This is a genomic window from Pseudoalteromonas sp. J010 (genome assembly GCF_003934235.1).
GTDB lineage: Bacteria > Pseudomonadota > Gammaproteobacteria > Enterobacterales > Alteromonadaceae > Pseudoalteromonas > Pseudoalteromonas peptidolytica.
The window spans coordinates 9645-31561 of the sequence record NZ_RDBW01000005.1 but is presented as its reverse complement, the minus strand read 5'-3'; the positions used below and the strand labels follow the sequence as shown (position 1 = coordinate 31561).

General features: G+C 41.8%; 15 protein-coding genes. 6 read left to right on the top strand and 9 right to left on the bottom strand.

What is annotated here, in order from left to right:
- Positions 1–28: 28 nt before the first annotated feature.
- Complete coding sequence (locus tag EAG18_RS04055) at positions 29–1855, top strand: alpha/beta hydrolase (protein WP_125251125.1); 1827 nt, start codon at positions 29–31, stop codon at positions 1853–1855.
- A 118-nt stretch (positions 1856–1973) separates the two neighbouring features.
- On the opposite strand, the gene gorA is transcribed toward EAG18_RS04055, so the two are convergent.
- Entirely contained in the window at positions 1974–3332 is a 1359-nt protein-coding gene (gorA, locus tag EAG18_RS04050) for a glutathione-disulfide reductase (RefSeq protein WP_125251124.1), read from the bottom strand.
- A gap of 177 nt (positions 3333–3509) precedes the next feature.
- Between gorA and prlC the strand changes: the two genes are divergently transcribed.
- The 4 genes from prlC to EAG18_RS04030 all read left to right on the top strand — a co-directional run bounded on the left by prlC (position 3510) and on the right by EAG18_RS04030 (position 9737).
- Positions 3510–5549 (top strand): oligopeptidase A, encoded by a 2040-nt coding sequence (gene prlC, locus EAG18_RS04045; protein ID WP_125251123.1) that lies wholly within the window; start codon positions 3510–3512, stop codon positions 5547–5549.
- A gap of 124 nt (positions 5550–5673) precedes the next feature.
- The gene (locus EAG18_RS04040) at positions 5674–6825 is read left to right on the top strand and encodes a response regulator (RefSeq protein ID WP_125251122.1); all 1152 of its coding nucleotides are present in this window, start codon (positions 5674–5676) and stop codon (positions 6823–6825) included.
- A 77-nt stretch (positions 6826–6902) separates the two neighbouring features.
- Positions 6903–7658 (top strand): class I SAM-dependent methyltransferase, encoded by a 756-nt coding sequence (locus EAG18_RS04035; protein ID WP_125251210.1) that lies wholly within the window; start codon positions 6903–6905, stop codon positions 7656–7658.
- 159 nt (positions 7659–7817) lie between these two features.
- Entirely contained in the window at positions 7818–9737 is a 1920-nt protein-coding gene (locus EAG18_RS04030; RefSeq protein ID WP_125251121.1) for a methyl-accepting chemotaxis protein, read from the top strand.
- A 420-nt stretch (positions 9738–10157) separates the two neighbouring features.
- On the opposite strand, the gene EAG18_RS04025 is transcribed toward EAG18_RS04030, so the two are convergent.
- On the bottom strand, positions 10158–12302 hold the full coding sequence (locus tag EAG18_RS04025; RefSeq protein WP_125251120.1) for a S8 family peptidase: 2145 nt from the start codon (positions 12300–12302) through the stop codon (positions 10158–10160).
- Positions 12303–13117: 815 nt separating this feature from the next.
- Between EAG18_RS04025 and EAG18_RS04020 the strand changes: the two genes are divergently transcribed.
- The gene (locus tag EAG18_RS04020) at positions 13118–14305 is read left to right on the top strand and encodes an NAD(P)/FAD-dependent oxidoreductase (RefSeq protein ID WP_125251119.1); all 1188 of its coding nucleotides are present in this window, start codon (positions 13118–13120) and stop codon (positions 14303–14305) included.
- Between the two features lie 218 nt (positions 14306–14523).
- Here the strand turns inward: EAG18_RS04020 and EAG18_RS04015 are convergent, their stop codons facing one another.
- From EAG18_RS04015 to EAG18_RS22305, 7 genes are read right to left on the bottom strand one after another with little or no spacing between them, the layout of a single operon-like run.
- Positions 14524–16068 carry a class I SAM-dependent DNA methyltransferase gene (locus EAG18_RS04015; RefSeq protein ID WP_125251118.1) on the bottom strand — a complete coding sequence of 515 codons (1545 nt, stop codon included), beginning with the start codon at positions 16066–16068 and terminating at the stop codon, positions 14524–14526.
- The gene (locus EAG18_RS04010; RefSeq protein WP_125251117.1) at positions 16065–17147 is read right to left on the bottom strand and encodes a PDDEXK nuclease domain-containing protein; all 1083 of its coding nucleotides are present in this window, start codon (positions 17145–17147) and stop codon (positions 16065–16067) included. Before EAG18_RS04010 ends, EAG18_RS04015 begins: the two co-directional genes overlap by 4 nt.
- Positions 17147–17929, bottom strand: a complete 783-nt coding sequence (locus tag EAG18_RS04005) for an HNH endonuclease (protein WP_125251116.1) — start codon at positions 17927–17929, stop codon at positions 17147–17149. The genes EAG18_RS04010 and EAG18_RS04005 overlap by 1 nt, the downstream gene beginning before the upstream one ends.
- The gene (locus EAG18_RS04000) at positions 17916–19679 is read right to left on the bottom strand and encodes an AAA family ATPase (RefSeq protein ID WP_125251115.1); all 1764 of its coding nucleotides are present in this window, start codon (positions 19677–19679) and stop codon (positions 17916–17918) included. The genes EAG18_RS04005 and EAG18_RS04000 overlap by 14 nt, the downstream gene beginning before the upstream one ends.
- Positions 19679–21427, bottom strand: a complete 1749-nt coding sequence (locus EAG18_RS03995) for a restriction endonuclease subunit S (RefSeq protein WP_275557225.1) — start codon at positions 21425–21427, stop codon at positions 19679–19681. Before EAG18_RS03995 ends, EAG18_RS04000 begins: the two co-directional genes overlap by 1 nt.
- Positions 21424–21789, bottom strand: a complete 366-nt coding sequence (locus EAG18_RS03990) for a type I restriction-modification enzyme R subunit C-terminal domain-containing protein (protein ID WP_185745550.1) — start codon at positions 21787–21789, stop codon at positions 21424–21426. The genes EAG18_RS03995 and EAG18_RS03990 overlap by 4 nt, the downstream gene beginning before the upstream one ends.
- A complete protein-coding gene (locus EAG18_RS22305) occupies positions 21776–21910 on the bottom strand; it encodes a hypothetical protein (RefSeq protein WP_263972612.1) in 135 nt (44 codons plus the stop codon). The genes EAG18_RS03990 and EAG18_RS22305 overlap by 14 nt, the downstream gene beginning before the upstream one ends.
- Positions 21911–21917: the final 7 nt, after the last annotated feature.

The window sequence follows — 21917 nt, the reverse complement described above, 5'->3', positions numbered from 1 at the left end:
GGAAAACGATAAAATAGGAATGACCAACATGACAAGTAACCTTTTTTTACCACGGGTGTTAAGCCTTACGCTAGCTGCATTACTTGTTGGATGTGGCGGTAGCAATCACATTAATGATGAAGCGCCAGTGAGTAATGGTAATGATTCAAAGATGGTTGGTGGTTTTGAACAACATGAAGTAAATGAGCGCTTCTACTATATGAAGCCAGTAGAAAACACCAATAAAGCGTATAAGTTACTATTTGCTTTTCACGGCTCTGGAGGGAACAGTCAAGGTATGGCTGCGATGACCAAGCTGCATGAACAAAGTGATGACTACTTAGTGGTTTATCCAAAATCAAAAAATGAAGAGTGGAATGAAGGCTGCCGTTGTAATAAAGCAGATCGCTTAGGTGTGGATGATCTTGGTTTTGTAGATGACATGATTGCTGAACTTAAAGCCAAATATCAACTAATTGATGGCGAAATTTATGCTACTGGTTTTTCTCAAGGCGGGCTCTTTGTACAAAACTTATTATGTAATCGCTCTGAGGTCTTTAATGCAATCGTGACCGTTGGAGCACCCATGTCATATCAGCTAGGTGATAGCTGTAGTTTTGATACACCTACACATTATCGTATTATGCATGGCAAGGCGGATACAGTGTTGCCATACACCGGCAGAAGTCATGCTAATTTTGGTCTACTCTCATCACCACAAGCGATCAAGATCATAGGTAACTTGAACTATGAGTCAGCACTTTCTACAGATAAAAAAGTAGAGCAAGGCGTCACGTTAACTTATTATCCAAACCGTGCTATTCAAACAGAGCTTATCAGTGTTGATGGAGCTGGTCACAGCTGGAACCTTTCGCCAATAAACACAACTCAATCAATCATGGAGTTTTTTGAAAAGGCTAGTAAGCATCCGCTTCCGCAAGGTTCTGATCTTATTGCTATTAATGAAGACTACTACCATGTGCGGAATGTAACACCGCAAACAGACAAGCCAACCGTGGTGATGTTGTCAGGAGCCAATTTACATTTTCATAGTGATAGCGCATGGTTTGCACTGCTACAACCTTATTTATCAACACAGTTTAATGTGTATGTGATTGATAGGCTTGGGCAAGGGCTTAGTAGTAACACCAGCGCACCGTCAATGCAAAAGTTTGCAACAGATCTTCCAGTGCTATTTGAGAAGCTTGATTTGAGCAATGTGCATTTGGTGAGTTTTGCTAATAGCAACTCTGTACCGCTTATTGCTATGCAACAGTCGGAAGACTTCAAACAAAAGATTGCCAGTATGTTGTGGATGGATCCGGACATTTTATTACCGCACTCAATTGCACAGTATCAGGGTTACCCTGTTGATATTTATCGCGAGTGGGGTCAGCATTTGATAGACCACGTGAGTGCAGGAAAGTGGCAGGAAAAAATGAATGGCAAAATAGCTGAGGAGCAGGCGCATGTAGAGTCTTTGCTAGAAGAAAGTGAGTTTGCCCAGCATATGGATTGGGATTACTTCAATCAAATCATGCAAACACGTTATAGTATTGAAGCCCAACTTATCCGAGTAAATGAAATGATGAACTATCATGACGATCTGGAGTTAGTGAGAAACTGGCAACCAGATAGCAGTATTCCAATTACCGTGATCGATAGTGAGTTTGAACAGTTAGATATTGAAAAAGCAGAAACAGAAGAAGCCAGAGCGGGTTTGATTAAGTGGGAAGCCGAAGGTCGAAAATGGTCTCAAGAAGTCGCGGAAATAAGCGGAGGGCAATATTTGCCAATAACCTCTACAGAGCATCTGATCCCGCTCACACACCCTGAGCTTATTAAGCAGGCATTGGCTGAGCTTGCAAACCAATGACGTCTATCCAATTTGCTAGATGAACGTCTGAAACGTTGAGTTGAGATATAAAAAACGCGAGAGAGAAATCTGCTCGCGTTTTATTTTTACAAGGCTATTTGATAATCAAATCAGCCTGTTACCTCATGGTCACAAACTCCTCGGAGCCGGTTGGGTGTATCGCGACTACCGAGTCAAAGTCTGCTTTGGTTGCGCCCATTTTCATGGCAACGGCGAAGCCTTGGATCATTTCATCTACCGCAAAACCGATACCATGCAGGCCAACAATTTTCTCTTCTTTACCCGCACACACAAGTTTCATACGACATGGCTGGCGATGCTGAGTAACCGCCGTGTACATCGCAGCAAAGGTAGAGGTATAAACCTTGATATTGTCTTTGCCGTATTTCTCTTCGGCTTCTGGCTCGGTTAGACCAATGGTACCAATTGGCGGGTGGCTAAAGACGACGGTAGGGACTAAGTCGTAGTCCATTTTGGCATTTGGCAATTCAGGATTAAATAGGCGCTCAGCGAGCATTCTTCCCGCTTTTACGGCAACAGGAGTCAGCTCTATTCCACCATCCATAATGTCGCCTAAGGCATAAATACCTTTAGCTGTAGTGTTTTGCCACTCATCAACTTTAATATGGCCACTAGGTGTTGTTTCTACATCTGTTGCGGCAAGATTGATAAGATCAGTCATGGGCTCACGACCAATCGCCCAGATCAATGTGTCTACGGTATATGATTCACCATTTTCAAGGTGTAAGGTGACTGAGCCATCTTCTTCTTTGGTGACAGATTTTGGTGTTGCGTGGGTATGTAGTGTAGGCCCTTCTTTTTCCATTACCTCAGTTAATGTTTCAACTAAGATGGGATCAAAGTTACGCAGTGGAGCGTGCTTACGAACAAATAAGTGTGTTTCAGTGCCTAAGCTATGTAATACACCTGCAAGCTCTACTGCAATATAACCTGCGCCAACAACCGCAACGCGACGAGGCTGCTCTTTAAGCTCAAAAAAACCATTAGAATCGATGCCATGCTCAGCACCTGGAATATTTGGAATGGTTGGGCGGCCGCCTACGGTGATATTGATATGGTCAGCAGTATATTGCTCGCCGTTGACTTCAATAGTGCGGTTATCGACGAATTTAGCAAAGCCATTGATCACGATAACGCCATTTTTGGCAAGGTAGTTGTTATAACCTTGGTGGATCCGACCAATGTAGGCTTCTCGGCTTTCGACAAGTTTTGCCCAATCAAAATTCTTTAGTTCAACATCAAAACCATAATCTGGAGCGTATAACTTAATTGCTTCTGCAACTTGAGCACCATGCCACATCGCTTTTTTTGGTACACAGCCCACGTTTACGCAAGTGCCGCCTAAATGTTTTGCCTCTATTAGTGCAACTTTAGCACCTCGCATCGCTGCTCTGTTTGCAGATGCTATTCCGCCGCTACCACCGCCGATTGCGATATAGTCAAAATGTTGAGCCATAAAAATTCCTCGCCAATTATTTATTTTGCTTAAATCCTACTACTTTATATTAAGTAAATAGAAAAAGTGCACAACTGTAGACCGATATTAAGCAAAAATCTGTTCAGATACTTGTAAATGCGGCCTAACACCCTTATTTCAACCTTAATATTAGATTAGAAGATAAAGAGCGTGCCCATGAGTAACCCATTAATCGGGCTAGAAGGATTGCCCCCTTTTTCGAAAATTAAGCCTGAGCACATTGTTGAAGCATTAAAGGCTGCAATTGCGCATTGCCGTGAGACCATTGATGCTATCTTAACGCAGCAAAACATCACTTGGGATAACTTTGTTGTACCTTTAGAAGAGGCTGACGATAAACTCAATCGCGTGTGGTCGCCAATTTCACATATGCACTCTGTGGTTAATTCAGAAGCGTTACGTAAAGCCTATGATGAATGCTTGCCTTTAATTTCTGAATATTCAACCTATGCAGGACAGCACCAAGGGCTATATAAAGCCTATGCGGCATTAAAAGAGTCTGAGGAGTTTGAGCGCCTGACTACAGCGCAGAAGACAACCATAGATAATGCCCTGCGCGATTTTCAGTTATCAGGTATTGCATTGGGATCACAACAACAAAAACGTTATGGTGAAATTGTTGCGCGGTTGTCAGAGTTGGCTTCAAAATTTGGAAATAATGTCATGGATGCAACGCAAGCATGGCACAAGCAAGTGACAGACAAGGCGCTGCTAACTGGGTTGCCTGAGTCCGCACTTGCGCTTGCAGCACATACTGGCGAAGCAAAAGGATTGGAAGGTTGGGTATTCACCTTAGATATTCCTTCTTATTTGCCAATAATGACATATGCAGATAACCAAGCGCTTCGCGAAGAAGCTTATCGTGCGTTTGTAACACGCGCCTCGGATCAAGGGCCAAATGCTGGCGAGTTTGATAACTCAGGGATTATGCGCGAGGCGTTAACGCTTCGACATGAACTTGCTCAATTGCTTGGTTTTGCTAACTTTGCAGAAAAGTCACTGGCGACAAAAATGGCAGACAGTCCAGCTCAAGTATTTGAGTTTTTGAATGACTTGGCCGTCAAATCAAAACCTCAGGCAGAGCAAGATGTTGCTGAATTACGCCATTTCGTCCACCAAGAGTATGGCATTAGTGAATTACAGCCATGGGATTATGCGTACTATAGTGAAAAGTTAAAACAAGCGAAGTACGCCATTTCTGATGAAGCATTACGACCGTACTTCCCTGAAGCAAAAGTGCTTTCAGGGCTATTCGAGACGGTTAACCGACTGTTTGGTATTCGCGTAACGGAAGTTGAAGGCGTTGATGTTTATCATCCGGACGTACGTTTTTTTGAAATATACGATGCCCAAGATCAACTACGTGGTCAGTTTTACCTAGATCTCTATGCCAGAGAGCATAAGCGTGGTGGAGCGTGGATGGATGACTGCATGGGTCGTAAGCGACGTGCAAACGGTGAATTACAGATCCCTGTTGCTTATTTGGTATGTAACTTTAATAAAGCGGTGGGTGATAAACCTGCACTATTTACCCACAACGAAGTCACGACTTTATTCCATGAGTTTGGTCATGGTATTCACCACATGCTAACCCAGATAGATACGGCACCAGTAGCAGGTATTAATGGTGTGGCATGGGATGCGGTTGAGTTACCTAGTCAGTTTTTAGAAAACTGGTGTTATGAGGAGGAGGCGCTAAACTTTATTTCAGGTCATTATGATACGGGTGAGCCATTACCAAAAGAGATGCTTGATAAGTTATTGGCAGCTAAAAACTTTCAGTCTGCTATGCAGATGTTACGTCAATTAGAGTTCTCATTGTTTGACTTTCATATTCACGCAGACTTCGAGCCAAACAAGCCATGTCAGATCCAAGCTACTCTTGATGCTGTGCGTGCGCGAACGGCAGTGGTAAAAGCGCCAGACTTTAACCGCTTCCAGCATAGCTTTAGCCATATTTTCGCTGGTGGTTATAGCGCAGGTTACTATTCATACAAGTGGGCTGAAGTACTCTCTGCGGATGCGTTTTCTAAATTCGAAGAAGAAGGTATTTTTAACCCCAGCACTGGCCGTGAGTTTATGCAGCACATATTGGAAAAAGGGGGTTCTGAATCCCCTATGGTGTTGTTTACTCGTTTTCGAGGTCGGGCACCTACTGTCGATGCACTGCTGCGTCACAGTGGTATTGCAGCGTAACAATATTTCCATTCTAGGCGCCTTCATTTGAAGGCGTTTTTTTGCAATCAAAGTAAGACATTTGGCTAGCAAATTCACTATCTCTGACTATTCTATAAAGATATGAATTAATAGGGAAAGCCACATGACTAAACTGGTTCTTGCCATTGACGATGATAAATTGGTCCACCACATCGTGGATGAAGCATTATCACGTACCTGCAAAATTTTACATGCTAAAAATGGTGAGGAAGGCTTACGACTGGCAAATAAATACCGCCCGGACATTATTTTGTTAGACGTTGAAATGCCCGGAATGTCAGGATTTGAAGTCTGTGAGCAGCTCAAAAAGCAAAGCGAAACTGCAGATATTCCAGTAATGTTTTTATCTTCGAGAACAGATATATCGGAGCGGATGCGTGGTTATAATGCAGGGGCTGCGGACTATATCGTCAAGCCTTTTAATGCAGAAGAATTACTCGCCCGTATTAATGTCCTTGATGACTACAGAAAAACGTCTTCAAAATTAAAGCAGGATGTGCAACGAGCTCAAACAACTGCTGAAATTGCCATGACAGACTCAGGCGACATGGGGCGCATTATGCGTTATGTTGGCCAGTCTTATCATGCCCATGATTTGAGCACCCTAAGCAGCTATTTCTTAGAGTTTTTTATTCCCATGGAACTGGATGTTGCAGTCGCTTTTTGGTACCGCCAAAGCGCTACGTTTTACTCCAGCGAAGGAGTGATCCAGCCAATAGAACAAGAGCTGTTTGAAAAGCATAAAAATGGCAGTCGGTTTGTCGATTTTGGCCGTCGAACAATTATAAATTATCCAAAAGTTTCTCTGTTAATCAAAAATATGCCGGTCGATGACGCTGGGGTGTATGGCCGTTACAAAGATCTCTTTCCTCATATTTTGGAAGCGACAGATGCCAAAATAAAAGATATGGAGGTTAGTGAAGATGCGCTCACGAAAGTCGAGCATATTGGTCAAGTATTTGCCGAGTTGAGCGATCATCTTAGCGGCGTGGGTAATCACTACAGTGGTAAAGTGGCTGAGTTTCAATCATTGATTCAAAGCGAACAGCTCACCGCTTTACAGCCACAGGAACGCGAGCGCTTACAAGAGCTTTATAAACACTTTACCTACCTAAGCGATGAACTCACCATTATCAAGTATAAGTTGGGTGAAGTTACTGAAATGCGCCAACAGCTTATTGAAAGCCTAAATAAAATTGCGAAACCCTGGGATGAAGGGGAGGTTGCATCGCAGGTAGATATTGAATTGTTTTGAACGCTTGTGGGATATTCAAAGACAGTATTGTGGGAAAAGCGTATACTGCTCGGGTTGATAACCCTTGGGAGTTAAGCTTGTATATTCATACCCCATTCGAAGAGAACAGACCCTACCTAGATACGCTTACAAAGCTATTTGACCTTCCAACTCTTGGTCTGGATGAGTCAACGTTTCAACTGCATTATGATGAATTAGGCTTACAGCTGGTAAAAAAAGATGAGCCCAAGCTTGGTGCTATCCGCGTTGATTTTGTTACTGGCGCTGTTGCACATAGGCGTAAATTTGGTGGTGGCAAAGGGCAGGCTATTGCTAAAGCTGTAGGGTTGAATAAAGGTGTAGTCCCAACTGTACTAGACGCAACCGCGGGGCTTGGGCGTGATGCCTTTGTACTGGCTTCAATGGGTTGTAAGGTAGTACTACATGAACGAAACCCCATAGTTGCGGCGCTACTATATGATGGATTGCAACGTGCCTATCAGGATGGCGAAATTGGCGAGTGGGTGCAAGAGAGTATGAAGTTAGAGTTTGGCTCTAGCCATGCGCTCTTGGAGCAGGCTGATTGGCGCCCTGATGTAGTATATCTTGATCCCATGTTTCCACACCGTGACAAGTCGGCACAGGTAAAAAAAGAAATGCGAGTGTTTCAAGACTTGGTCGGTAACGATCTTGACGCTGATGCGTTACTACCATTTGCGTTGCAATTAGCAAGCAAGCGAGTTGTAGTTAAACGGCCTGATTATGCTGGCTTTTTAGATAATAAAACACCAAGTATGCAGATTAAGACTAAAAAAAATCGCTTTGATGTTTATGTTAACGCAGCAATGAAATAACCATAAAGTAGTTTGTTTTTTAATCGGTAGGTGTCTGGATGGATATACGCCAAAAGTATGGTTTTGTGTATTTGTACACAAAACGGTTCCAGATTTAATCAAGTTGTCATAAATCCTTAATACTCTTGCTGGGCATGTTTATAGAGGGGTTGTGATTATATGCGCGTATCTACTTTTACTCGGTTGCTAGCAATACTGTTGACGACTGCGAGTATTTTACTTGGCGCTAGCCTATTGTGGGCAAGCAAAGTACTAACCGAACTTGATGTTCAAGGTGCGGCATATAATCAGGTTAAAAACACCGTGATTATTGAGCTTGAAGGGACGATAGAGGATTACTTGAGCGCGGGTGATAGCCAATATTTAAGTAAGGCTGATGCGCAAATCAATACACTCCAACAAGATGTCAATAACCTACCTGAAGCGCTAAGTGCGCAGATAAGACAAAAGTTACAGCAATTACAGCAAGACATCTCTGAAAAGTACCGGGCACTTGGCAAGCTATCCGGCAACGAGCTAGCACTATTAGATAACGCCTTAAGGCAGATGTCAGGCTCGGCATCCAGCCTGGTAAAATATGCAATTAAAGCGCAAGAAAGCGATCTAAAAGCGGCCTACTTTGAACTTGCCTCTGATTACTTTAGTGAAGTCTCCAATCTCAGTCTATATACCTATCAGTTAGTGATGTCTTATGAGCCGCAAACAGAGCAGAGTTTAATGGCAAGTTTACGTCGACTAACAGATATTGCACAGCAAATTGAGCAACTTGAAAATTTAGGCGTGATGAGTGAGGTAGATGAAGACGAGTTATTTTTGGGGGCCGAAGCCGAAGACCTAGCACTTGAAATTAAAGCTGAGCTTGTAAGTTGGCCAAAACGTTATGGCCGAGATCTTAACAACACGCTACAGCAATCTAAAGAGCGTCAAGCAGGTATGTTGGCATTACGTGGCGATATTAAATCAATCTCAGAAAATATCTTACAAGCTGAGGCACAGCTGATTGCTGATCAGGCTGCGGTAAAAGCCAACGTATTTATGCTATTTGGTGGTGCAATTGGTTTACTCGTGATACTGGCAGGTACTGTATACCTTGTTCAATTTAAACAAGTCCTTACACCATTAAGGCAACTACGAGATGGCTTTGCGCAACTGATAGAGAGTAATGAACTCAGTAATATTAAAAGTAAGAATCAAGATACTGAAATTGGCGAAATAGCGAGCTACTTCAACCAATTAATCGATAGACAGCGAGCAGAGGCTGATGAACGTTCAGCAATGCTTGGCGTTATTAATACTTTTATGGAAGAAATGAATACCAACTTGGCGAAAATATCGACTCAAGCAGGAGGGACTTTTGAGCAAGTGGAGCAAAACCAAGCGCAACTCGATTCAGTGAGGCAATTAGGTGCAGAGGCCAATCACATTAATGCACAAGTTGCTGATAACGCAAATAATACATTTGAGGCGATGACACAAAGCGTGGCTTATGCTGAATCGATGCTGAGTGCGTCATCGACTACACAAAAGCGCGTTGAACAAGGCTTAGAGAGTTTGAATGAGTTGCTAACTGGCGTGTCTGATGTCAGTAAAGTCATTGATATGATTAGCTCAATTGCAGAACAAACCAACTTGCTAGCGCTTAATGCTGCTATTGAATCTGCTCGTGCAGGAGAGCATGGACGTGGATTTGCGGTAGTTGCGGATGAAGTGCGCAAGCTTGCTCAACAAACACAAGCTTCGTTAACGGATATTCATCAGCAACTCAACGTCCTTAGCGATAACTCGAATAAAGTTTCTACCCAAATTTCAGCACTAGCCGATGAGGCGCAGCAACAAACTAGTCATGCTCAAGAATTAAAGCGAAATTCAGAAGGTGTGGCGCACAGTGCGCAAAGTGCCAATCAGGTGGCGGCGCATGCGATGGAGCTTGCTAACCAACAATCTGATTTATTAGACACTTTCGGTAAGGCTATGGATAACATGAAAGGCCAAGTTAATAGCTCTCATGAGCAAGTACAGCAAATCCAACAAAGCCTAAAAGAAAAAATGCAAGAAATTCGCAGTACCTTAGGATTGTAGCAGGTAGATTTTGCTAACTCATTGTTGTTAAAGCAGAGCTTGATTCTTCACCTTGTCTAGTCAGAAGTGATCTCTTGATACAAGGCAAGTTTGTGTATCAATAGCTGGCTATTGGAAGTGAATTCAACGCAGTTAGCGCTAGAACTGGCTGCTAGAAAGGTATTATACCAATTTGACTTAATACTTGCTCAATTTGAAGGAGTAAATCTGACGCTAACAGCGTTAAAAACTTCTCATTTAGAATAACTAAATAGCAAAATTTTTGCCTAGTTATCGACAAGATTTTCTCGCCTCAAAATAGACCACTTAATTAAGCAAATTGGTATTAATTATCCGCAGTCCGGGTTACTCATTAAAAAAGGCCGAGTACGGCCTTTGCATGGGGGAAGAAGGCTCATCTTGAGCCTACTGCATGTTTCTTTATGGTTTGTACTGTGCGTCTAGTGTTAAACCTGAGAAGGTACGATAAGCATTAATGCTTAAGTGCCACGTACCAGCTTGTGGGTTGGTGATAACACACGTTTCAGTATTTCCACTTTCATATGGACGACAGTCATAGCTTGTCGTGGTTGGGCGAGCGCCAAACTTAACAAACAAGTCAGCATCGCCTGAACCACCAAACGTTTTTACAGTAAAATCGCTCATGCCTTCTGGTACTTCAATTGTGTAGTGTACCCATTGGCCGCTTGATGCTGATACATCTTCGATAGTACCACCACCTGCTTGCGGAGTGCCTGTGCTTGAACCTGAGGTAGTCGCGACTAAGCTAACACCTGAATAGGCTTGATAGCCGTTGATCATTACATGATAAGTTCCAGCTTGTGGGGCATCAAAACTACAGGTTTCTGCATTGCCACCTTCATAAGGGCGACAATCATAACTTGCTGTAGTTGGCTGACTTCCTAATTTCACATAGAGATCTGCATCACCTGTGCCACCGCTCATTGTGAAAGTCACATTAGTTTTGCCTGCTGGTACCTCGAAAGTGAAGTATTGGCTACTGCTTGCGCTTCCGCTCAATCCTGTTTTTGCTACACCATCTTCAAGCACATTGCTTGTTGGTGGTGTTACATCGCCACCTAGTGCTTCGTTAACTGCTGCTGCTGCATCCACAACACCGGTTCCACAGTTTGAGCAGCTACCAGCAAAGTTACGCGTGGTATTTTTCAAGATTGCTTCTACTTCATCTGGAGTCGCAGAAGGCTTTGCTTGTTTGATCAGTGCGGCAACACCCGCTACGTGCGGCGCAGCCATTGAGGTACCTTGTGAGTAATGATAGCTGTCTGCAGAAGGTGCACCAGAGCCTGAGTTATGCGTAGATAAGATACCTTCAGGGTCGTTGGCAAAACTTTGCGCACCACCAGGTGCTGCGACATCAATGTTTGTACCATAGTTAGAGTAGTAAGCACGACTACCATCTCGGCCGACTGACGCTACGTTTACCACGCCGTTACAGTTACCAGGGTTATAGTTAGCTGAATTATCGTTGTCGTTACCTGCTGCAATGACAATCACAGTACCATTATTACGGGCTTGGTTGATTGCGTTTTGTGTTGTTGCACTACAAGCGCCACCACCACCTAGACTCATGTTAATTACGTCAGCTGGGTTTGCATTTGCTGGAATTCCAGACACTGAACCGCCAGAAGCCCAAATAATACCGTCAGCGATGTCTGAGGTTAAACCACCACATTTACCAAGCACACGAACAGGTACTACCTTTGCGTCGTAAGCAACACCGGCAACACCTTCGCCGTTATTTGATACTGCAGCAACAGTCCCCGCTACGTGCGTGCCGTGCCAGCTTGAGTCTTGATCGGCACGAGGAACTGGCTGACCTGTAGAATCGGTACCACATTCACCACGTGTTACGGCATCACCTGGATCGCGAGCATCGTTGTCACGAGCACCGCCATCATTCGCAACAAACGTGTCTGAGATCATGTCATAGCCCGGCAAAATATTTGCGTCTAAGTCAAGGTGCGGTCGATAACCTGTATCAAGCACCGCGACTACAACCCCTTGTCCTGTCGCTTTATCCCAAGCCGCTGGAGCATTGATCCCCGCAGCAGCTTCAAAATAATGCCATTGGTCGCTATAACGAGGGTCGTTAGGTGTTGCAAATGGTTTCAACATCTGATCGATTTCAATATATTCAACGTTGCCAGACGCCATAACTTCACTCATAAATACCTGTGCTTCTTTAGCTGATAGCTTTTTGTCTGCACGCATTACATGGTGGTTACTCAACGCCATAGGACGGACATAGTGAGCTTTGGCACTCGCTTTGTTACTTTTAAAACCTTTTACAAAGCTTTCTGCACGTTGTTGCATTTTTGTTGGTTGCAGATCCTCCGCTGCAAGTCCCATCATTTGTGAACTAGCATCTTTATATTTAATAATAAATTGAGTGCCAAGTGTGTTCTGAGATGAGAGCTTCTGTGCGGTAGCTGCAAGTGCTGTATCGTTTTGAATAGCTGGTGCTGCGGTAGCTGCTGATGCGCTAAATAGCGCAGCGACAGCAACGCTAAGTGTTGCGCGCTTAAAGTTTTTATTGATTGTCATAATGTTTCCCTAGTTTCTAACTTGTTGTTCAGCTGTTAATAAAAAGCTGATGGCCAGTGAAATTAAACGCCTATCTAAAAAAAAGAAAGCGCTGTTTTGTTATTTGCACTAATTATTTAGTTATATATAGATGGATAAATGGCTATAAAAAATTCTTAGCGTGTTGTTTTTAGTGCTTATTTTTCATTTTTATGTGAGTGTGAATAAATTTCAGTTACATTGTAAATGAGTGTAAACGGAAGGGTTGTTTTAACTAAATGTGCCTTATGAAGGGACTGAAATTGATTATTTTTAGTTTTAAAGTATGGTTTTTTTGGCAATATTAAGTCTCTTATTCGTAATCACAGCACTGCGACATGGACTTTTTTAGGTACATTATYAACATTGAACAAATTGCAACCAAGTGATGCTCATCCATACTGTGCTTGTTGTGTGGATCTCGGTATAATTTGTTTTTGGTTAAACGTTTACTTTGTGCGTTAAGTGTTAGCAGGAAGTAGTGATACCATGTTGACTTAATATCTGCTCCAGTTAGGGGAGTTGTTTTGGCGCTACAACTGACTGCTAGAAAGACATTAATTATCTGAAGCTCAGGTTATACCAATTTGACTTAATACTTGTTCAATTTGAAGGAGTAAATCTGACGCTAACAGCGTTAAAAATTTCTTATTTAGAACAACTAAATAGCAAAATTTTTGCCTCGTTATCGACAAGATTTTCTCGCCTCAAAATAGACCACTTAATTAAGAACATTGGTATTAATTAAAAGAGTTGGTATAAGCTGCAAGGTTTTAAAAATAGGGTTGAGTGAAGTTATGCAACAAACAGATGTAGTTGTGATCGGTGCTGGTGCTGCGGGGTTAATGTGCGCTGCGCAGGCAGGGTATCGAGGGCGACAAGTTGCTGTGGTTGATATGGGTAAGAAGCCAGGCCGTAAGATTTTGATAAGTGGCGGTGGCCGATGTAATTTTACTAATGAGAATGCCTCTCCAGCCAATTATCTGTGTAAAAATCCACACTTTGTAAAATCATGTCTGAGTCGCTATACCCAACATGACTTTATTGAGTTGGTAGACCGTCATGGTCTTGCATATCATCATAAAACACTTGGACAGTTGTTTTGCGATAACAGTGCACAAGACATCGTTGATATCCTGCTTACTGAGTGTGATTGGGCGGGCGTTTCACTCCATTTACGTCAAGAAGTCATTGCGGTTGAGCATCAAGCCGACGGCCGCTATGTAGTCAAAACCACAACACAAACCTTTAACTGTGAGTCGGTGGTGGTCGCAGCAGGTGGCTTAACAATGCCAAAACTGGGCGCAACTCCTATCGGCTATAAAATAGCGGAACAATTTGGTCTAGCTGTTTTGCCCACTATGGCTGCTCTCGTACCTTTTACACTTCACGATCATGATAAAGCACGTTTTGATGGTCTCTCTGGGATCAGTATTGATAGCGTAGTAACCAGTGAAAGCGGTGTTCAGTTTAGAGAGAATATTCTCTTTACTCACAGAGGACTATCTGGCCCAGCAATTTTGCAGATCAGCTCATTTTGGAGCGCTGGAGAGTTTGTGAGTATTAACCTACTTCCTGATTTAGACGTCCAAACACTGCTTCATGAGTGGCGTAGTGAACAAGGTCAAAAGCACTTAAAAAATCTGCTTTCGACCATCTTACCGAAGCGCTTTATAGAAGCCCTGATCAGCGATGGCAGCATTGTGGATAAAAATGCCAACCAACTCAGCCATACAGAAATTGAAACCTTAACTAGAACCCTAACCAGCTGGAAAATCAAACCAAATGGCACCGAAGGCTATCGCACAGCAGAAGTCACACTTGGTGGTGTCGATACTGACGAACTCAGCTCCAAAACCTTCGAAGCTAAAAAACAAAAGGGTCTGTACTTTATCGGCGAAGTCACCGATGTTACTGGTTGGCTCGGAGGATATAATTTTCAATATGCGTGGAGCTGTGGCTGGGCGTGTGGACAAGCTTGTTAGATTTGCCAATCGCAAACTATAGTATCCACAAGCCACCTCTACTATTTTTGCAGTAAAGTTTGATATTAGGAAATTTGTGATTAAAAACATACTAAATGCATGGATCTAATCCTGACTTTTTAACCATCTATATGAAGGTTTAACAAGGCAGCATCACTATTGTTAATGTTAACAGGGGACTGTAGCCAGTTATCAAATAACTGGCTACAGGATAAAAATTATTCTTCTACGCTAGATGGCAACCCAGCAGCTACATCTTTAAAAGCAGCTAAGGCAGCTTCTAAGTGGTCGATTATTTCTTGTTGTAAAATATCAGGGGGTGGCAGGTTATCTAAGTTATCTAAGCTGTCATCTTTTAGCCAGAATATATCCAAACTCGCTTTGTCTCGGTTGACCAGCTCATCATAACTGTAATATTTGAACCTCTCAGTCTCTTGACGTTCATGACGGTTTTCAGGGTTGTAACACTTAATGAAGTCTTTTAAGTCATTCAGTGTCATTGGTCGTTGTTTTAGTGTGAAATGTTTATTAGTCCTTAGATCGTAAAACCAAATGCCTTTGGTGTGAACTTTTTCATCACGAGTGGCATTGTCAAAAAACACAACATTAGCTTTCACACCATTAGCGTAAAAGATACCAGTTGGTAATCTTAAGATGGTATGCACATCGCAGTTATTTAACCACTTTCTACGAATACGCTCACCTGCACCACCTTCAAACAATACGTTATCAGGTAATACAACAGCGGCTTTACCAGTGTCTTTTAGGCTAGAAATAATATGCTGTAAAAAGTTAAGCTGTTTGTTGGTAGTGGTAGCCCAAAAGTCTTGACGCACATAGGTTAACGCTTCTTTATCTTCGCCACCTTCAGCATTAGTAATAGTCATGCTACTTTTCTTACCAAATGGTGGGTTAGCTAACACGTAATCTACTTTATCCTCGTCTTTTACTTGTGTAAGTAAAGCGTCTGCGCGTTCAATATCAGGTTCACCATCTATGCTGCCAATGTTGTGTAAGAATAAGTTCATTAAACACATGCGACGAGTAGAGGGGACGATTTCATTACCACTGAAAGTTTTATCACGCAAAAATTGAACTTGATCGTTATTCAATTTTGATTTTGCTATGGTGCTCTCATCATGCTTTGATGAATTCCAGTGAGTCATTTCTTTTTGAATCCACTGCGGATCGCCATAAGTAATCCAATCACTAGCACTTAAAAAGAACCCTCCCGTTCCACAAGCTGGATCTGCAATGGTTTTCTCTGGCTCAGGCTGAACGCAGGCTAATATGGCATCAATTAAAGGTCTAGGCGTGAAGTATTGTCCAGCCCCACTTTTTGTATCTTCCGCATTCTTTTGCAAAAGCCCTTCATATAAATCACCTTTTGCATCTGCATCTAAACTTATCCAGTTTTCGCTATTAATCATGGTAACAATACGAGATAGCTTTGCAGGGTCAGGGATCTTATTTTCAGCTTTATAGAAGATAGCGCCTAACATGCCGCCAGCTTTCGCGAGGTTTTTTAAAACCTTCCTATATTGCTCTTCAAGTTTTTCACCTGTTAACCCACTTAGAGATTCCCAGTTATACTCTGTCGGGACTTTAGTATCTCTGTCGTAAGGCGGCTGCGCATACTCATGCGCCATTTTTAAAAATAATAGATAGGTTAGCTGTTCTAAGTAGTCGCCATAACCTACACCGTCATCACGCAATGTATGACAGTAATTCCAAACTTTTTGTACTAATGCGGGGGCATTCATTTGTTTCTATCCAAACCTGATTGACTGCTCTCAGGATCGCTACCGTCTAAAAGAGTGGGATTATACCGATTTTTGGCAGAATTAATCGCATCTTGTAAGCGTTGATGCAATATTTCTCGTTTTGGTAATACCGCTAAGTACTCAGCTACGTGAATGCCCGCTTCATCCATTTCTAGTAATTCTATTTGTTCTTGATTTTTTTGTGCGCATAAAATAATTCCAAGCGGAGCTTGCTCATCCGCTTGGCGCTCATGTTTATCTAACCAGCGAAGGTAAAGCTCCATTTGCCCCTTGTAGTGAGGTTTGAACTTGCCCAGCTTTAAATCAATGGCCACTAAGCGTTTGAGTTGGCGGTTATAAAACAATAAATCGATATAAAAATCATCACCATCAAGCTGGATGCGTTTTTGCCGAGCAATAAACGAAAAGCCAGCACCTAGCTCAAGCAAAAACTGCTCAAGCTCGCGCAAAATGGCATCTTCTAAATCTTTTTCTAGATAATGATCATTTAGACCTAAAAAATCTAACACGTACGGATCTTTAAGCAGCAAAGGAGCTGAAACGGATTGCTGTGTTGCTAATTTTTGCAACTCCAACTTTATCAGCTCTTGAGGTTTTTTAGACAATGCCGTGCGTTCAAATAACATACTGTTAATTCGATCATCTAAGGTACGCGCACTCCAACCTTCTAGCGCACACATTTGAGCGTAAAATTCACGTTGTAGAGGATCTTTTAAATGAATTAATTGCTTAAAATGCGTCCAGCTTAATTTTGCACGCAGCGCGTGCACAATCTGCTGCTCAGGGAATGTTTCGTAAAACTGCACCATATATTGCAAATTACGCTTGCCCCAGCCTTTGCCTAAATCATGGGTCAGCTGCTCGGATAAATTTGCAATCACCTGCTTACCATATTCAGCGCGCTCACCCTTTAATACCGCTTGATGAATACGTTGACCAATTTGCCAATACAACATAGTTAATGATGCATTAACAGCAACTGCCGCTTGCTGTTTTGCTTGTGTGATTAAAGTTTGGATATCTGAAAACAGCTCTGGCTCAATATTGAGTTTTGACATTAGGCGCACTCCAGTAAAACTTCTATCCAGTATCTATCTTGATAACCTTTAACCATTTTCTTCGCAAAGACTGAAAAGGGGGCATCGGCTGCAATAACTTTGGCAATGTTACTAACATAGCCTTTAAATGCTTTTTCAATTTTAGGATCTCCCTGATCATTTGGATCATAAATAGCATCAGCACTTTCTACCCAATCGCGAATATCTAAGGCTAATTGTCGCCTAGACTCTACCAAATCAGGATGATCTAAATGGTAGTATTTAATGGAGTCTATCGCTCGCCGATTACGATTTCTTTGGTGTGGGAATTTTGCTCTCGGTAATCCATCCTCGGTAAAATCAAGTAAGCCAACATCAGCAGGTTCACAAGGGTCAATTAATATGTAATTTTCCGTATTACGCTGTGCTCTATTTTCCGCTTTATTCCCAGATAGTAGGGGGARATGATCACCTTTACCTTCACTTTCACCTGTTTTAGGGTTTTTTCTAATGCTATTGCAAAAAGTACAAGCGAAGCGAAAGTTCTCATAGTCAAGTGCAAACCAAGGATAGAGGCTTTTGGGTCGAAAATGATCGACTGCGTTGTCCGATCTATCCTCTCTAGATTCACAATACCAACACTTATTCTGAGACAAATCCTTTAGCTGAGGCTTCAACTCTGACCACATTGCCGAAGCAGTTTTAGCGTCGATAACGCCATTATCAATGTCAGCTTGTTTGCTTAGTGCGCGAGCACGCCAATCAGGAGAAGGGTTCAGTTTACGTAAATCAATTCTTCTCATCTTGACCTCCACCTTCTTGTTTCAGTTTCGCCAGCACTTCTAAGATTAACTTTTTACTCGTTGCTCGTTTTTTATCTGATGGCAGTTGATCGATTTTTTGCTTGCTGTTGGCACTGGCATCAAATTCATAGCGAGCACGCAGGTACTCTTCAAATACTCTATCGCGGTGTGAGAATCTAAAACCGAGATTATCCAGTTTTGCGTTTATAGCGTGCAGTTCGACCTTTTCATCTGATGATAAAGTGCCATCTTTAGCGGTTATTTGCCTTTTTTTCTCCAGCAAATCCTCTGTGTAGCTATCAAGCGATGTTGCTAATCCAAACATATCACTGGTGATAATACCCGCATAGCCCATGCCTCTGGGGTCAAAGTTAGGTTTATGTGACGCTATGGTGCGGGTCTCATCGTCGCGGTTTAATATTTGTACTTGATCACGGGTTAATTCGGCAATTGCAATTGGGTTATGTGTAGTGAGAACGATATGGCTATTGTTTTCACCTTTAGAGCTAGAGGTTACAAATTTATTAAGATAATCAATGTAATCAACGCTCCACTTAGGGTTTAAGTGAGTGTCTGGTTCATCAAGTAAAAATAAACTTTCTTCCTCAGCAGTAAACCTTAATAGACCTAACACTGTTAGCAATTGTTGCTCGCCTTCACTTAACTCTCTGAAGGTGACACTACCATCATTCTTTTTAAGTTTTACTCTAATACGAACTTCGCTAATTAACTCTGAAACGTAGGTGCTTTCAAGATCACGGAAAAACTCTCTTGGCTCTTGCTCTCCAACCAGTTCATCGAGCTTGTAAATATCTTTGATAAACATATAAAGATATTCCCGCTCTTTTTTATTCCATAACGTTGCTTCATCTTTGCGCTTAATTTTTATAGGTGCGGTAGAAACCTCATGGACACGATCTAAAAAATCACGCACAACACCTTCGGCTCCCCAAAAGATATCGGGTTTTTCTTTGCAAGCGCCATATTTACCTTTTGGATCTTTACTTTTATTTAAGTTCCATGAAGGCTCATTTAGCTCTAGCAGCACAGAATCAATACTTTCCGCATTTTCATCCGTTTCTAGACCTAATTGAGTGTCTAGAAAATGCCTAACTAAGTCATCTTGTCTTAATACAAAGGCAAGTAACACAAATTGGCTATGTACAGGTAATGCATAAAATAAACGCCTTAAACCCGGATCTTCAGATTTTGCATTGCGAAGCTTTTTATCATATTGCTGAAGGTACGGCCTAAAAACTGACTGCATCCTATCGCTATGGCCTGAGTAGTAACCAAAAACATATTTTGGCAAGAAGTCGTCTTGCTGCTTTTTGAACTTACTAAATGCAATTTCAGCTAGCTCTTTCTTTCCTTTCAGCTCGCTCAATAAATCTGCTTGAGATGACTCTTCTGACTTATTTTCACCTAAATCTCTGTAACTGATTTTATAGGCCTCTTTAACACGATCAGGGTCAGCATCTATCTCGATCTCTTTTTCATGGCAAAAATAACGAAGGACGTAAGAAAACGTTGGTTTATCTTTGTCTCCTCTCTCATTTTTACCCATAATAAGGTCGCGAAATAAAACAGCTAATGCCTCAAGTACGTTTGACTTACCTGTGCCATTCCAGCCAATGACTAAGGTGATCCACTCTTGTTCTTCAAAGTCGATGGTGACATTTTTAAGGTTTTTAAATCGCTGGCGCTCACCTTCGCGATCTGATCCGATTGTAAATGAGGCTAGGCGCATTAGTCTTCCTTAATGTCTTGCGTAGTTAATTTTAATTGGTCGAAGTCACCTTGGCGCTGAATTTCGATTCTGCCTGTTTTTTCTAGTTTGCGCAGTTCGGTATAAATTTCTTCGATACGATCGGTTGAAGTGCCGTCAACAATGCCACATTTTTGAAAGGCATTTTGGGCATCAATCCAGTCATTTTCAGCGGTCAACACTTCGAGTAAGGTATTCATCAGCTCAACTCTTTTTCTAGGTTTACTCTGTTTTCGAGGTTTTGATATTTTTGCTAAAGCTACACGTTCTTGCTTAATTTTCTCAAGCAATACTGAAGCGGGTTCGTCATCAGGGTCTTGTGGCACTAGTTGGCCAGAAAAAGCTGACTTTAAGATGTTTTTACGCTGGGCTTCGGATTGTTTTAAGCCAAGAGCTGTTGCTTCAACTTGTCGGTCGATCGAATCAAATTCAGTATCAATTTTATTTGTGATCATTTGCTGTTCACACAGTGAAGGTATTGGTACAGGAACTTTAGATATTTTAGATACACTTAGCGTGTATAGCCCACTAGTTGTTGCGGCTAAATTTGACATAATGTCCATTCCTGCTGGAGAGTTAAGCCAAAGTGCCACATATTTACTAAGTGCTAAAACAGGTCGCGTTCTAATCAAATGATTCTGATGAACTGCATTTTCAATCTCATTATTCCAAATTGCGCATCTACCAATTTCACTTTTACTACCATTTCCTTCCACAATTAAAATATCACCTTTTAACAGAGATAAACGTTGCAACTCATCTCCAAACAGCTCTATTTCATGGATTTCATCAAGGCGTAATTCATTTCTATATACATTGGCGACTCTAAGAAACGGGTATTTATTTTCTACTGGTCTTCTTTTTGGCTGTTTTTGGATTCCGCCTTGAATGTGAGATATTTGCGACATGCTCGCCCAAACCCAACCTTCAGGAARTTCAGGTAAATCAGTTGTATCAGGCTGGACTGGCTCAGGATATTTGTCTTGCCAGTTTTTGGGTGGCTTTTTGCCTTTTTCTTTAAACTCTGCGAGTTTTTCCTGTTCCCAGCGTTGCTTACGTTCAATTAGGATACGATTTAAAAGCTCTTTGCCTGTTTCTTCAATTTTATCTTTATTGTCATCTCGCCATTTTTGAGTAAGCGCACCTTCAACCGCACTTTTGAGTAAGGATTGGCGATAGTGTTTGAGTTTAACTTGAGCTGTTTTTAGCTCTTGAGCACCAAAGTCTAATTCTGAAAATAATTCATCTAATTTTTCCGAAATGCGAAATTGCTCTTCATACGGAGGGACTGGCAATTTAATTGGAGATAGATCGCCTTTGTTAAACCCATTCTGCGCTGATCGAGAAATCATTTTTATGGGATGCTGAAAAATAGGTGTGTGCAACAAATAATATAAGTACTTATTATCAAATAGAGAGTTAGGATAAATAACTTTGGCTAACGCAACGTTATAAGCACCTTCCATTCCTGTCAGAATACGCCCTAATGAAGCACCGTACCTAGCAACAAAAATATCTTCCTTAGTACAAAATTTTGTAACCGAGTCTTCGGGAACATAGGTCGGCACAGGTTTATTTCCAAAGTCTCGAATTTGAAGTAATCTTACGTACCCTTTCTTGGGGGAATCCACAAATGTGCTCTTAGGCGGTTGACTTCCTCCCTGTATATCTAAGTAATCGCCAAATTTAATTTCCGTCCAGCCTTTAATCTGTGATTTTTGTTCACTCACGCAAGTAATTCCTGATTCATTTCAGCCATAAGGCTATCTAATTCGTTTTTAGTTTCGGTATTAAACAAGCCCCAAGCTTTTTGTAATCCGTCACGATCTGAAAAAGGGCTATAGTCAAAGTCATCGCGCTCAATAGAGCAGCTTGCTGCAATATGGTCTTTTATCAACCTAAGCCATGAGGTTTGCTCTTTGGTAAATGCTGTTTTTCTTTGGGCATTATGGCGGAAGATCCATTTTTTAAATTTGGCAAATGCTTGTTCTACAAATGGTTTAAGCTCAGCGTCTACACCGATAGCATCTCTTATTAGCGAAATTATATTGATTAGCAGCCTTTGGCAGGCCAGCTTTTTACTCTGCTTCATTCGATAAACTAAATTGATAAGCTGGTTGATTGATTACATCGCGTCGATTTACTTGATTGCTACTTGTATCATTCGCGATCTGTAATAATGGGTTTATAAATTGTTGGTAATTGTGGAGCATGCAATAT